The 12,807-nt window shown below is 58.7% G+C and carries 10 protein-coding genes and 3 pseudogenes; 10 read left to right on the forward strand and 3 right to left on the reverse strand.

What is annotated here, in order from left to right; genetic code table 11:
• Window positions 1-11 precede the first annotated feature (11 nt).
• Both ACFSQT_RS11520 and ACFSQT_RS11525 read left to right on the forward strand, forming a co-directional pair.
• Complete coding sequence (locus tag ACFSQT_RS11520) at window positions 12-272, forward strand: hypothetical protein (protein WP_379018598.1); 261 nt, start codon at window positions 12-14, stop codon at window positions 270-272.
• 493 nt (window positions 273-765) lie between these two features.
• Window positions 766-2,442 (forward strand): RecQ family ATP-dependent DNA helicase, encoded by a 1,677-nt coding sequence (locus ACFSQT_RS11525; RefSeq protein ID WP_379018600.1) that lies wholly within the window; start codon window positions 766-768, stop codon window positions 2,440-2,442.
• Window positions 2,443-2,877: 435 nt separating this feature from the next.
• On the opposite strand, the gene ACFSQT_RS11530 is transcribed toward ACFSQT_RS11525, so the two are convergent.
• On the reverse strand, window positions 2,878-3,315 hold the full coding sequence (locus ACFSQT_RS11530; protein WP_379018602.1) for a Ros/MucR family transcriptional regulator: 438 nt from the start codon (window positions 3,313-3,315) through the stop codon (window positions 2,878-2,880).
• A 678-nt stretch (window positions 3,316-3,993) separates the two neighbouring features.
• On the opposite strand from ACFSQT_RS11530, the gene ACFSQT_RS11535 reads away from it, so the two are divergent.
• The 4 genes and pseudogenes from ACFSQT_RS11535 to ACFSQT_RS11550 form a co-directional block, all read left to right on the forward strand.
• Window positions 3,994-5,364 (forward strand): protein kinase domain-containing protein, encoded by a 1,371-nt coding sequence (locus tag ACFSQT_RS11535; protein WP_379018604.1) that lies wholly within the window; start codon window positions 3,994-3,996, stop codon window positions 5,362-5,364.
• Between the two features lie 10 nt (window positions 5,365-5,374).
• Window positions 5,375-6,529, forward strand: coding sequence for an ATP-binding domain-containing protein (locus ACFSQT_RS11540; RefSeq protein WP_379018606.1), 1,155 nt, complete (start codon window positions 5,375-5,377; stop codon window positions 6,527-6,529).
• Window positions 6,530-6,539: 10 nt separating this feature from the next.
• Window positions 6,540-7,913, forward strand: a complete 1,374-nt coding sequence (locus ACFSQT_RS11545) for a hypothetical protein (protein ID WP_379018608.1) — start codon at window positions 6,540-6,542, stop codon at window positions 7,911-7,913.
• A gap of 165 nt (window positions 7,914-8,078) precedes the next feature.
• A pseudogene (locus ACFSQT_RS11550) lies at window positions 8,079-8,188 on the forward strand (transposase); the annotation flags it as partial.
• Here ACFSQT_RS11550 and ACFSQT_RS11555 read toward each other — a convergent pair.
• Window positions 8,188-8,334, reverse strand: coding sequence for a hypothetical protein (locus ACFSQT_RS11555; RefSeq protein ID WP_379018779.1), 147 nt, complete (start codon window positions 8,332-8,334; stop codon window positions 8,188-8,190). The pseudogene ACFSQT_RS11550 and the gene ACFSQT_RS11555 sit on opposite strands and share 1 nt — an antisense overlap.
• Before the next feature lie 141 nt (window positions 8,335-8,475).
• On the opposite strand from ACFSQT_RS11555, the gene ACFSQT_RS11560 reads away from it, so the two are divergent.
• From ACFSQT_RS11560 to ACFSQT_RS11570, 3 genes and pseudogenes are all read left to right on the forward strand, one after another.
• Window positions 8,476-9,579 (forward strand): M14 family metallopeptidase, encoded by a 1,104-nt coding sequence (locus tag ACFSQT_RS11560; RefSeq protein WP_379018610.1) that lies wholly within the window; start codon window positions 8,476-8,478, stop codon window positions 9,577-9,579.
• A 172-nt stretch (window positions 9,580-9,751) separates the two neighbouring features.
• The gene (locus ACFSQT_RS11565; RefSeq protein ID WP_379018612.1) at window positions 9,752-9,907 is read left to right on the forward strand and encodes a hypothetical protein; all 156 of its coding nucleotides are present in this window, start codon (window positions 9,752-9,754) and stop codon (window positions 9,905-9,907) included.
• Window positions 9,908-10,000: 93 nt separating this feature from the next.
• Window positions 10,001-10,244: pseudogene (locus ACFSQT_RS11570) on the forward strand (transposase); the annotation flags it as partial.
• A 331-nt stretch (window positions 10,245-10,575) separates the two neighbouring features.
• On the opposite strand, the gene ACFSQT_RS11575 reads toward ACFSQT_RS11570, so the two are convergent.
• Window positions 10,576-11,796, reverse strand: coding sequence for an IS110 family RNA-guided transposase (locus tag ACFSQT_RS11575; RefSeq protein WP_379018769.1), 1,221 nt, complete (start codon window positions 11,794-11,796; stop codon window positions 10,576-10,578).
• Between the two features lie 255 nt (window positions 11,797-12,051).
• On the opposite strand from ACFSQT_RS11575, the pseudogene ACFSQT_RS11580 reads away from it, so the two are divergent.
• A pseudogene (locus ACFSQT_RS11580) lies at window positions 12,052-12,272 on the forward strand (transposase); the annotation flags it as partial.
• Window positions 12,273-12,807 lie beyond the last annotated feature (535 nt).

The raw sequence follows: 12,807 nt of genomic DNA on the forward strand, positions 1-12,807 counted from the left end.
TACCTTGACGGATGTACACTTATGAAGAAGAATTTTATGTACCATCCATCTCGCTTGAGGATGTGGACTTCAATGCCCTTGAACTCATGGTGTTCAGAACTCTCATGGTGCGAGCCATTGCACCTGTCGATGATCGTTATCAGTTGCTCGGGGGAGATGTCGCCAGTCATCAAGGCATTCTTGTCCTCGATGCCCCCACGGGCCGCATGCTGATAAGTACCTTCTTTCAGTGCCTTGATGACGCGATACCTGACACCCTTGAAAGCCATTAGCTCACTCAATATACGAAGGTCTTCGTAAAATTCAACAAAAAAGTCACGCCGCAAACGAAAAAGGGTTTGCGTGACGCGCTACCAAACGGACAACTAATACGCGAACCGGGCGTTGTGAAGCGCCTGGGGATGCACGCTTACTGTTCCGCCGGGTCTATGAGGAGCTTCGCGCCCTCGGCCAGGTGCCCGCGTCACGGTAGCACGCTTCAATGTGCACTTATGTCAGGAGCCTTGGTCGGGTGGGCGCGGGCTTCACTCATTGCGCTCTCCCTTCTCGGCGGGCCGGGTCCGGCATCAGCCCACCGCTAACCTGGTGAGCGGCGGCGATAGGGCAGGGCCAGGCCGACACCGGCATCGGCTGTACAGTCACCTGTCGACGGGGACGTCGGCACCATTCGCGCCGCCTGGACCTCGGCGTGACGATGACATTGGTCAGCTTTTCATAAAACTATTCTGCTACTCCGCAGCTTCGAAGGACGGGACGGAAGCAGAAATGGGCCAACCTATTGCCGCAGATTCGTGGCACGAAATACGCATTCAGGTTCTCGAGCGTGACCACTGCCGCTGCGTCTCGTGCTCTACGCCGGTGAAATCCGCCCAAGCGGACGTGCATCATCTGTTGCCGAGATCAATGGGTGGAACGGACGGGCTCTCGAACCTCGTCACCCTTTGCGATGGTTGCCATGCAGCCCATCACCCAAACCTGGCTGGCAGGCTTGCGAGACGGGTAATCGAGCGATGGGCGGTCAGGCTTGCCCGCTGGTTGGATACCGAAGGCAAGGTTTCTGAAGGCGTGGGCAATTTCGGGCCGGCTCTCCGGCTGTTCGGGAAGGATCGTTTCCGGGAAGGCCAGTTGCCGATCGTGCTGGCTGCGCTCTCTGGAAAATCGGTCCTGGTCGTCAGTCCGACCGGATCGGGCAAGACCCTTTGCTTTCAGCTGCCTGCCGTGCTTCGCCGCGGCCTGACCATGGTCGTCAGCCCCCTGAAGACCCTGATGTCGGAACAGGTGTCCGATCTGCTGGCGAAAAAGATCCCTGCCACCTTCATCAATAGCGATCTGAGCGTCGAGGAGAAACAGACCCGATTCTCACTGCTAGGCCGGGGCGCGATCAAGTTGCTCTATTTGGCTCCCGAGCGCTTCTTCGTCAGGAGCGAGAGCGAACGTGCTCGCCTGAAGCAGACGCGGCCTTCGTTTATTGTCATAGACGAGGCCCACTGCGTCGATCAATGGGGCAGGGACTTCCGGCGGGAATACGGCCGCCTCAAGGAGGTCCGCGAAAAGCTAGGTTCGCCACCCGTCCTGGCGTTCACGGCGACCGCCGGGCAGGAGATGCAGCAGCGCATCCTGAAATCGCTCGGCATCGAGGACGCCGAGGTCTTTGTGCGCGATGTCGACAGACCGAATATCGCACTCCTCCGATGGCGATGCGCAGCCGATCGGCGAGCCGTCGAAATCGCATCGCTACTGCGGTTGCCACAGCTCCAGGGACAGAAGGCGATGGTCTTCGTGCCGTCAACGAACGTCGGCGAGGAACTGCAAGCGGCCCTGCGCAGTCTCGGGATTGAAGTGCCGCTCTATCATTCCAGGTTGGGAAACGCATGGGAACGGCAGGAACTCGTCAAGCGCTTCCTTGGGCAAAGCAGGCCGGTCGTTGACCAGATCATCTGCACCAACGCCTTTGGCATGGGCCTCGACGTCCCGAACGTCCGCCTCGTGATCCATTGGCAGCAGTCGGCATCGGTCGAAGACCAGCTGCAGGAATTCGGCCGCGCCGGAAGGGATGGGAAGCCTTCCGTGGCGGTTATGTTTCACAGTGGTTCGAGTGTCGGCCGCGATATCTCGAGGCTGCGTTTCATGGCCGAGAAAACGGTGGAGACAGCGCAGGTCCTCGCGCTCGACCGGGAGCAGATGCTGGAGCAGCGCCATCATCAGATTGACCAGGTCAGCGAGCTAATGAGGACTCGGTCCTGCATGCGCACCGCGATCTCGGAATATTTTCAGGGGCCGAAGGTCGTCCGGCGCCCGAGCCTATCGGTCAGGATTCTGGATTGGGTATTCAGCAGCCGGAGGAAGACTCGACGTTTCCGGTTCTGTTGTGATCATTGCGATCATGCTGAGATTAGGCGCCGAGGGAGCGCGGGGTACGTTGCCAAGGCTATTGCCAGCTAGGTTCATGGTGTCTACGCAGTGCAGCGCATCTTCCAGCGGGCTCGATGCGGCATGTGGCGGTTGCGCTTGATTCCGCCGCGGATCGAATCGCCGTGCAAGGCGCGTGTCCCGCTGGACGATCAACTCCTGGACGCAGCGAGGTGACCTTGGAGTGTCGCATCACGGATTCGACGACGACATGGCGTGCCTGGCGTGTATCAACCTGCCGAATGGGACGGTACCCGACCAAGACGACGAGATTGCCGCTGCGCTGGGCCTCGAGGATCGAAAGCTCGAGGTGGTGCGCCATGCTGCGCAACGGAAGTCCTGCCGACGTGGCGCTGATGGCGGAAATTGCCGGCAGGCTGGCCGTCCCGTTCGATCCTCTGCTTCCATTTGTCGGCAAGCAGTTGCGCGCTTCAATTCCGCTGCGCCCGAGTGGGGCATGTCGAAATTTCAGGCCTTTCGTTTTCCAGGCTTCTTGGTTACCTTCGCGGGCACAGCCTTGCGGCCAAGGCCGAGTGCCTTGGCCATTTCGGACCTCGCGGCCGCATAGTTGGGCGCAACCATGGGGTAGTCTGACTTCAACCCCCACTTCTCACGGTACCCGTCAGGAGTGAGGCCATAGTGGACACCCAGATGCCGCTTCAACGATTTGAATCTCTTCCCGTCTTCGAGGCAAATAATGTAGTCGGGAAATACGGACCTTTTTGGGTTCACTGCGGGGAACTGGGCCGGCATATCGGGTTCGGCTGGCTGTCCAATCTTGGCGAGCGACGAATTCACGCTGGCGATCAGTTCCGGGAGAGATGCCACGGGCACGGGGTTCTTACTGACGTAGGCGGAAACGATATCTGCGGTTAGTTCGATCAGATTGACAGTCTCGTCGGTCAAGCGATTTCTCCTTTGAAGCGTATCTGTCTCACTAACTGCCCGGTGGGGTTCGATCAACAACATAACTAGTCTTTGTACTGAAATCGTAGCTGACCCAGGTTGCATCGGTTTGAATGGTGTTCGTGCGCGGCAATGTTAGGAAATGTTTTCCCAAATCGAACCGTGCCCAGGGCCGAGGCCGAAAAGGCGGGGAGGGCCTTTCATACCAAGCTCAATTGCCGAAACCCGCAAGATGATACCCGTTATAGCCGCCCCCGCTTCAAAAGCGCCATTTGTTCCACACGCATGTGGCCAAACATCTGAAAAGTGGTCGATTGGGCGCTTGATGTCCGGCGGGGGCGGTGAAATCGATCGCTTGAATACCTGTAGCCATCAACGCGTTGTTTTGGACAAGCTGGCTGACGAGTGCAGCTCCATCGATGTGACACTCTGGATGCGGTCGGCGCCTTGGACTGCCGGATGTCCGATGCTGTTCGAGGAGGCGCGAACTTCTGTTTTCCTGCCTGTGAAAGGCCTCATCCTGAAAGCAAACAATCAAGGGAGCAGCCGGGGTGGTATGTTGGCTCCCAAGTCTCTGGCGTATCCTGGCTGGCTCCGATCTTACAAATCGACCCGAGGACTCGTTGACATGCATCGATGGAAATGAGGTATTTCGCCCATCCGAGTCGGGATCGATACATGGACACTGCAAGGGCACATCTACTCGAGGACCAGTTAAAGGGCCTGATGATTAAAGAGTGGACGATCGTAAGACTGATCGATCACGGGAAGTCCGCCGCAGTCTTCGAAGCTACCAATGGTGCGAAGCAAGCGGCTGTAAAGGTGTTCGACAAGGAGCTGATCGAGCGCTTTGGCGACAAGACGCAGCTTGCGCGCATCGAACGGGAAGTCTCCCTCAAGGGACGCGGCCATCCGAGCATGGTCGAGATCCTCGACGGAGGATACGATGTAGGGACAAAAAACCACTATATTGTGATGGCGTTTCTTCAGGGCAGCAATCTAAAGAAGCGACTCAAAGACATTCCCGTCGAGGCGATCGGAGGATTCATCGCCGACATCGCGGCCTGCGCGGAATATCTGGAAGGCTTGGGCCTAGTTCATCGAGACATCAAGCCGGAAAATATCCAGGTAAGCGAGGATCTGAAGAAAGTAACGCTACTCGACTTCGGAGTCCTGAAGCCCGTGAAGGAGCCGGGGGTCACTGACATCGAGGGCGTGCACCCATTCATCGGTACCCTGCAATATAGTTCGCCCGAGTTTCTCCTTCGCGAAGAGGATGGAACAACGGATGGTTGGCGCGCACTCACCTTCTATCAAATTGGAGCGGTGCTCCACGATCTGATAATGCGGGAGCCCATTTTCAGCGAGTATGCCGAACCATTCGCGCGTTTGGTCAACGCGGTGCAGGAAGTCACTCCGAATATTCAGAATTCGTCAGTGCCATCATACCTCGTAGATCTCGCCAAAATGTGCCTTCTGAAGGACCCCAAGGATCGGTTGCGCATGGTATCGTGGGAATCCTTTAGACCTCCGAAAGCAGCTGCGAGCGGGATCGCTGGCATCAAAGAGAGAGTCATCAAGCGTGTTCTCGTTGAACAGGCGGGATCGGGTGCAGTGACGGAGAACAAGCCGGATTTCGTCAAGCCCCTTCTCGAGGAGATCATAACGTCTACCAAGGATTCGGTCCGGCGTGTCAGTTCGGAAAATGACCAATTCCCACCTTATGCCACTATAGCCCGATATCCTCGGAAGGCTCCGTCGGTCAAGATGACCTTCGAGAAGTCAGAAGCGCACCTGATGCCCGAGTTGTCAGTGATCTTCTGCATCGAGATCGTCGACGCGGAAGCAAAGGCTGTTGCCGTGGACGTCTGCGTACACATGTCGACCGCCCCACCTGAGCCTTTCGAATGCCGCATCCCCTTTTTCTCGGGCATTTACGATCCATCGCGGCTCCATACGTCGCTCGAGGACATCCTGTACAAGATTATAGACTTCGTTCAACGCCAGATGCCTCAGGCTGATAGCTGGCTGAACCTTGAGTTCAAGTGAGAGCACACGCATGAGCACCTGGTGGAAGAAAACAAGCGATCTCGATGATGACCAGAAGAAGGTCATCAGCCTCCCCAAAGAGGGCGACCATCTCGTCCTGGGCCCGGCCGGCTGCGGGAAGACAAATCTTTTGCTTCTCCGAGCGACATTCCTCGCGAAAGCAGGCGTTACGAACATCACCGTGCTGACGTTCGGTCGCGTCCTGAAGGAGTTTTTGGTAGCGGGGTCTACGCACTATCCGTTCTCGTCGGATAAGATCCAGACATACCTGCAGTGGGGTGCTTCGCTCCTGGCATTGAATGGGGTCGCATTCGATGCCTCCGGTGAATTCGGGGAGGTTCGCATACGGCTTCTCGAAGGACTCAAGGTAGTTGCTGCGCTGAAGAAGAACATCAACGTGCTGGACTGCATTCTCCTGGACGAGGCGCAGGATTACTCGGCCGAAGAGATCGAGGTGATTTCCTGCTTCGCCGACCAGATCTATGCCGTTGGCGATGACAGACAGCGCGTCACAAGCGCCAAAGGTGGGCTGAACGCCTTGGAGGCGAAATGTGGCGAGCCAGTCGTCCTCAAGAAGCATTATCGGAATGGCATCAAGATATGCCGGGTGGCGGACGGCATCCGCAACGAAATCGATTCCGAGGAAGGAATGGAGGCGACGTCGAAGTACAACGAACAGGATTTCGAGTCGTCGGTGATACCGCATTCAGGTCTAGCGCTCGCAGATCAGGTTGCGGCTGCAATTCCCGAAATCGAGACGCAGCTTTTCGCTTATCCGGACGAAACCATCGGTGTCCTGTGCCCCAAGCAGGAAGACGCCACCAGGGTCGCCGCTCTCCTCCTATCCTCGAAGGTCAAGGATCAAGTGCAGACGCAGAACTTCGCGGGTGGGTATGCAGCCTTCGAACCGAACAAACGTGTCATCGTGACGACTATCATCAGCGCGAAGGGGCTTGAATTCCGTGCAGTTCATCTTCTCGGCATGGAGAGGATCAGCCGTTTCCGTGACTTGCAGAAGAATCTCGCGTTTACGGGCGTGACGCGCGCAAAAACCTCACTGCGCATCTACTATGACAAGTCTATTCCTGGATATCTTGAAAAGGGCATCCTCGCGCTCCATGAAGCCTCGACGAGTGATCCGACGCTCGACGACCTGTTCGCTTAGGTAGGGAAGAATGTTGAATATTTCCGTCTTGGACACAGAGGAATTCTTGGCCTGGGTAGGACAAAAGTCGCCTCTGACGCCCAGTAATCTTGGTCTTACCGCCATCCGCAAGCAGCTCTCATCAAAGTTCTGTGCTGTCGCGCTGTCAGATCATCAGCAGCGGTATGATCCCGAACGTCGTCCAATCGTCGTCGTGGATGAGCGAAAGGTGCGTGATTTCTTTGCCTTTGTCTCGACCTACGTCACCGACTACACTCCCTTCTCTGCATTCTTTCGGGTTGTGACGACGGGGCAACTCGATCTATTGGCCGACGACCTCGGCTTGACCACACGGAACACGAAACCAGTTGTCCAAAAGCTCGTTGGAACCGCGATCGTAGAGGTGGCACTCTATCTCCGATCGCCGAATCCGCACGAATCCGGGCGGCCCATCACCCTCGCGGCTACAGGCGCTACATACTCAGCAGCCGCGATTCAAGGGCTCGCACTCAGTCCCAATGCCGACGTCTTCGCCATTGGCCGCGGATGGCAGGCTCTACGATCCGAGCTTGGCGGCGAGCAGCTACCACTTGACATCGAAGCCCTCGGAAGCTTTTGGCAGGTCGTTCAGCTGGCGGTGCATGGCGGTGGTTCCTCCGACCGACCTGCTGGTGAATCCGTCATGATCAGGTCCATGCGACAGGTGATCGAGAGCGGTCGGATCGAGGATTCAGTTCTGGAGGACCTACTCTCTTCGCTTCCCGAACTAAGGGGGGACCTTTCGCGCTTCCGCGGAACGAGGGAGGGACGCGCTCGAGCGATTCAGGAAGCAATCTCGTTGCTGAACAATTCCACGGGCAACGCAGGGCAGTTGAGAGACTGCGTCGCTGGGTGCCTTCTGAGCCTCCTCGGCGGCGGTTCCTTCCGGTTCATTCCGGCGGCGCTGTCGGCCGGACCGGGTCTTCCGATGGCGCCTCTTTGGTTCGCGGCGTGGTCAGGCCTGCAGGCAAGTAGCGACATCATGACCGAGTTTAATTGCATGGGCAGACGCATGGCTCGAGATTGGTGCGCGGAGCGAGTTCTGTACAGCTTCCCTACCGACGATATCTCGGTTCTCGAGCTTGCGGGTATCGGACCGGATATTGAACAACTGCCACGAGGGCAGGCCGGTTCGGTGTCGGTTGAGATCTACCCGGGGGTGTCGTCCAGGCAGAGCATTTCAAGGGTTGGTGCCGTCTCGATGAATTCACGAGCCGAGCAACAGCGGGACATCAAAGAATTGAGAGCCCTGATGGCGCATTCGTCTGCGATCCTTTCCAGGATGGACAGCAGTTCCGCATCAGAATCTATTCCAAAATCTGACCGACCGCCGGGGCGGAATACGAACGCCCGTCGGAAATATTAGAAGCCAATGGAATGCATGAGGATGCGCGTGCCGTTGTCGACCACAGGGAGCTATGGTTGCGAACCTTCGTCTTTCCTTGGATTTCGATAAGTTTGCCGCCTAGAGGCTGTTGAAGAAGTGCTGGCGCGGTTGTGTGGAGCGTGATTTACTGCTGCCCGAACGATGCGGGATTTTGCGGTGCTTTATCCGCCGGGCTCGGCCGGCCCTCGACCGCACCGGTGCGTTTGCTGCGTACGATGCTGTTGCAGGCCTTCTACGGCATCCGCTCGGAGCGTCAGCCACCTTGCTTGGATCGGCCATGGCCATGGCGCTCGGGCTGCTTTTTGCCTTCGCTCAGCGTGCCCAAAGCGTAGCGATCCGGCGGGCGGTCAGGTTCTTTGTAGAGTTCATTCGTCGCACTGCTCTTCTTGGTGGTCAGCATTCCTGGCATCGTGCTGACCAGGCGTCTCGATCGCATCTTCAATCCCGGGCCACGATAATCGCGAAGCCAATTCGACGCGATTTTCCGCCCGATCGCCATTCCACCACGCTGGTGCGCGCTGTGCTCTCCGCGGAGTAACCCATGTCCAATGTGAAGGCCTTTTTCTCGGCGCATTACCAGGAGGCGCGGCACAAATTCCGGGAGGCCGCGATCCGCGTCGGTGCCAAACCTTTGCAATACCGCCACTGTGGATTTGGTCCGAACGGCGAAGAACTTACTACCGACGTGGCCCTCGTTGGTGATATCGCACTGCCTAACCTTGTGATCGTGACGGCGGGTCTGCATGGAGTGGAAGGGTTCTGCGGTTCGGGGTGTTTGATCGGAATTCTGGAGCAGCGCCTCCTTGCCGAGCGAAACGGCGACACCGCCGTCCTACTCGTCCACGCGCTCAGTCCCCATGGCTTTGCCTATCTGAGACGAGTGGACGAGTGCAACGTCGACCTCAATCGCAACTTCATAGATCATGCTAAGCCGCTTCCAAGGAACGATGAGTACCGCAAATTACACGACTTGGTGGTCCCACAATGCTGGGAGGGGCCGTCGCGGGAAACTGCTGAAGTGGCCATTCGCTCTTATGTCGAGCAAAACGGTCATCAGGCCTTCATTTCGGCGTTAACCAAGGGTCAATATGAATTCCCCGACGGCATGTTTTTTGGCGGCCTCTCGCCGGCATTTTCAAACATGCTATGGCGGCGGCTGCTCAAGCTATATGATTCCCAGCATGAGCGTATTTGCGTGATCGACGTACACAGCGGGCTTGGCCCGCGTGGGTATGGCGAAATTCAGTTTGAAGGCCGCTCATCGGACCTGGAGTCTATGCAGGCCCAGGCTTGGTATCGCAACGAGGTTACCGTGCCTGACAACGGTTCGTCATCTTCAGCAGCGCTCACCGGCTATAGCGCAGTCGCGGTCGCCGAAACCCTGCCCCGAGCCGAACGAATTTGTGTAACGCTCGAATTCGGCACCCAGGAATTGGAGCAGGTTCTGTGCGCTCTCCGAGGCGATCATTGGCTACACGCCAAGGCTCCGAATGATGAACTGCTGCGGCGTGAGATCAAGCAGGGGATACGGAACGCATATTACTGTGACGATGGTGTTTGGAAGCTAGACGTTGTTGGCCGCGCGGCCGAGGTGTTCATTAGTAGCTTGAGAGGAATCGGGGGGCGGCCTTCTCGAAATGTTTGAGGCTGCATACGTCGCCCGCTTCACAAACGCAGACTATGAAGAAGCATTGTACACCGTTTGTCGCAGCCGACCCGCTCGTCCCATGTTTATGGGCGCCCTTTCTTTCGCACGCATATGACCCTCGCCACTTGGTGAGCGACTTCATTTATCGTGCAAAGAAAGGATCCAAATCATGGATATCGCCGCTCGTATCAAGCTGGCCATCGGTGCGCATGCGGGTCCGTTGCCCGAGTACGCCTCCCTCAGCGCCTTCGATCTTCGCTTCCGTGACGGGAACGCTGCCGACGGCTGGCATCTCGATGACGAGAGCCTGACGCGCGCAGGATAATACTGCACGTACGCCGCAGGGCGACGGCGGTCGTGCTCATGCCCGGATTTCCGTCGATCCCTACCTTCTGGCGGCCCGCCGTACTCTTCCTGCCGGAACTCAATGGACTTCGTGTCCTGGAAGGTTCGCAAGCCGCTCGTGACAGCCCTGAAGGGAATCTACCGTGCCGTCGACGCTCAGGCCGTCGAGGAGGCGCTGACGACCTTCGAGGCCAGTGAATGGGGCCAGCGCTATCCCGCCATCGGCCAGAGCTGGCGGCGCGCCTGGGGCGAGGTCATTCCATTCTTCGCGTTCCCTGACGACGTCCGTCGGATCATTTACACCACGGATGAGATCGACAAGCGCTATTTTGTGACGAGCCCTGGAACCTCCCCGAGTATGTTCTTTGGTTCGACCGCATCGCTGGTGTTCTTCCGTCCCGACCGCCCCATTTCACAGCCGCCGCGCGCAGGGGCAGTCAAGGCTGGCCGCGTTTTACGCGGCCACCGCAAGGCTTGGGCCTTGATCGACCCGAGCACGGCGGCATGCTCCCGATCGGATCGGGGTGCAAGGCGCCCCCGAGGGGCTGGCGCAACTGGAAATACCCGCCGCAGTCAGCTATTGTCTTCGTGCGCGGGCGACCTCGTGGCGAAGCGTGGTGCACCGGCTGAAAGCGCCGCCGGGCCGCCTTATTCGAGCCTTGCCGGACTGAGGCGCCCGCGCGCCTTTTCCTTTGGCAGGCGCGGGCGCCAAGCCTCAACGAAGTGTTCGTATCCTTTCTGGGCCTGCTCGGCGACGCGCATCTCCTGGTTCCGCAGCTCCTTGACATTGTAGGCATAGGTCGGTCCGCGGCTGTTGCCCTTCTTCTGCGGCTTGCCGGCCTGCAGTTCCATGCTGCGCATCTTGTGTGCAACCAGACTGGGTCGCGCCCAGAGGTAGTCCGCCTCCTTCGTCAACATATGCCAGACGAGCACCGTCAGCTTGCGCGCCACGGCGACGGCGGCAACCTGATGGCCGCGCCGGGCCCGGATGCGGACAAAGAAAGCATGGAGCGGCCCCGGCGTCTTGGCGGCCGCCCAGGCGGCTTGCACCAGCATCGCGCGGGCATGGCTGCGTCCGACCTTGCTGATCCGCCCGTGATGGGCCGCGCCGAGCCCCGACTGGCGCACGCGTGGGTTCAGGCCGAAATAGCTCACCAGTTTTTGCGGGCTGGAAAAACGGCCGATGTCACCGACAGCCGCCACTAGCCCGCCGGCCACCGCGAGATTGACGCCAGTGATTGTGAGCAGCCGTTTGATCACCGCATCATCGAGCGCGCTCTCGGCAATCTCCCGGTCAAGCACGCGGAGATCGTCACCCAGCCTGTCCAGTTCCCGGATATGGCGCTCGATTGCGGCGCGCTCGTCATCCGGCACCGGCTGACGGGTGAGCCAGGCACGACCGAGGCGCCCGAACAGGTCGGCATGGGGGCACCGCGGAATCAGGTGGGCGTAGAGGATCGAATGTACCTCGTTCTTGATCCGGGTCCGATGCCGCACGACCTGGTAGCGCCGCGCGACCAGTCTGCGCATCCGCTCCGTGGCGGCATCCGGTGTCCAGATCTCCGGCAGGTAGCCGGCTGCGTACAAGCTGGCCAGCGTGCCGGCGTCGATCTTGTCGGTCTTCACATGAGCGTGCGCGATCGCTTTGACCTGCAGCGGGTTGGCGATCACCACCCGCTTCACGAATGGCGACAGCACCCGAGAGACCGCCATGCAGTTGCCAGTGGCCTCGATGACCACCTCGTCGTCGGCCAGAAGGGTTTTGCCGAAGCCTTCCAGCGCGGTTCGCGTCATATCGACCCGGCCCACATGCCGCAGTCGACCATCTTCCCAGATCACCACCTCGCCAAAGGTGCGGTGGGTGTCGATTCCAATTACACGTCGCATTCCTGCCTCCTCTCGATCAGTCAGAGGGGAGCGGCGGGCGACACGACAACTACGGATCCGCGCTCTCAGCGCAACCGGGCGAGTCGCAGAGGCGGCCATCTACTAACACGAGCTCGCAGCTCAACGTACAAGATCGGCCTGCCCGCACCTTCGTGCTCCCGGTGCCTCTGTCCCGGATGGTCGCACCATACGCCGCGATCACGAAAACCGCAGCCGGACATCGGCACCGCCATCTTCATACCGGTTACCAATGCCATCGAGCCCCTGAACTCGAAGCTCAGGCGGCCGTCAGGGCCAGGGGCCATTTCCCCAGCGACGAAGCCGCCACCAAGCTGCTCTATCTGATCTTGAACCGGTCCGAGAAAGAGTGGAAAATGCCGCCACGTGAGTGGTCCATGGCCAAGGCCCAGTTCGCCGTCATCTTCGGCGAGCGCTTCATCCGGGCCATGGCGGCGTAATGTTCAACCGCCCGACCGCACACGGAAATCCTGACAGTCCCGCTGTATCAACGTCTCTGGCCTGTCTGACCAAAGCGTCAGCACCGGTGCCCAGCTGGTCACAGCATTTTGTCCGTGTCCGATTGACGACAAATCTGTGTTCAGATCCAAACATCCTGGGGGTTAGGATCAAGCCGGCCAGCGGACGACTCCTCCGATTTGGGGTCGCTGCTCACAACCCGTTTGGTGGCATGCCAATTGCATATTCATAGCCATGATACCGTGTTCCGACATGGCCGTCGCGCAGTCTTAGCCCAGGAGTTCACATGACATTCGTCCGAACGCAATACAGGCTGCGCATCCCGTCGCACCGCCCCAGCTCGGTTGGATCTCGCTGCGATCAGACAGGATCGCCATCCCGCAGACCGCTTTCAGGCTGTCAGATAGGGCTGCCATAAGGTTCTCGTAAAACAAACATTCAGGAGGAATCTATGACGACCACATGAATATCTGCTTCGCCGGCTCTCCCAATGGCACATAACACCAGACCCCTCTT

This window comes from Mesorhizobium calcicola (assembly GCF_042682105.1).
GTDB classification, from domain to species: domain Bacteria; phylum Pseudomonadota; class Alphaproteobacteria; order Rhizobiales; family Rhizobiaceae; genus Mesorhizobium; species Mesorhizobium calcicola.

Excerpts from the sequence above, each read along its gene's own strand:
- ACFSQT_RS11520 (WP_379018598.1), top strand. The coding sequence starts at position 12 with ATGTACACTTATGAAGAAGAATTTTATGTACCATCCATCTCGCTTGAG.
- ACFSQT_RS11525 (WP_379018600.1), top strand. The coding sequence starts at position 766 with ATGGGCCAACCTATTGCCGCAGATTCGTGGCACGAAATACGCATTCAG.
- ACFSQT_RS11535 (WP_379018604.1), top strand. The coding sequence starts at position 3,994 with ATGGACACTGCAAGGGCACATCTACTCGAGGACCAGTTAAAGGGCCTG.
- ACFSQT_RS11540 (WP_379018606.1), top strand. The coding sequence starts at position 5,375 with ATGAGCACCTGGTGGAAGAAAACAAGCGATCTCGATGATGACCAGAAG.
- ACFSQT_RS11545 (WP_379018608.1), top strand. The coding sequence starts at position 6,540 with ATGTTGAATATTTCCGTCTTGGACACAGAGGAATTCTTGGCCTGGGTA.
- ACFSQT_RS11555 (WP_379018779.1), bottom strand. The coding sequence starts at position 8,334 with ATGCTGACCACCAAGAAGAGCAGTGCGACGAATGAACTCTACAAAGAA.
- ACFSQT_RS11560 (WP_379018610.1), top strand. The coding sequence starts at position 8,476 with ATGTCCAATGTGAAGGCCTTTTTCTCGGCGCATTACCAGGAGGCGCGG.
- ACFSQT_RS11565 (WP_379018612.1), top strand. The coding sequence starts at position 9,752 with ATGGATATCGCCGCTCGTATCAAGCTGGCCATCGGTGCGCATGCGGGT.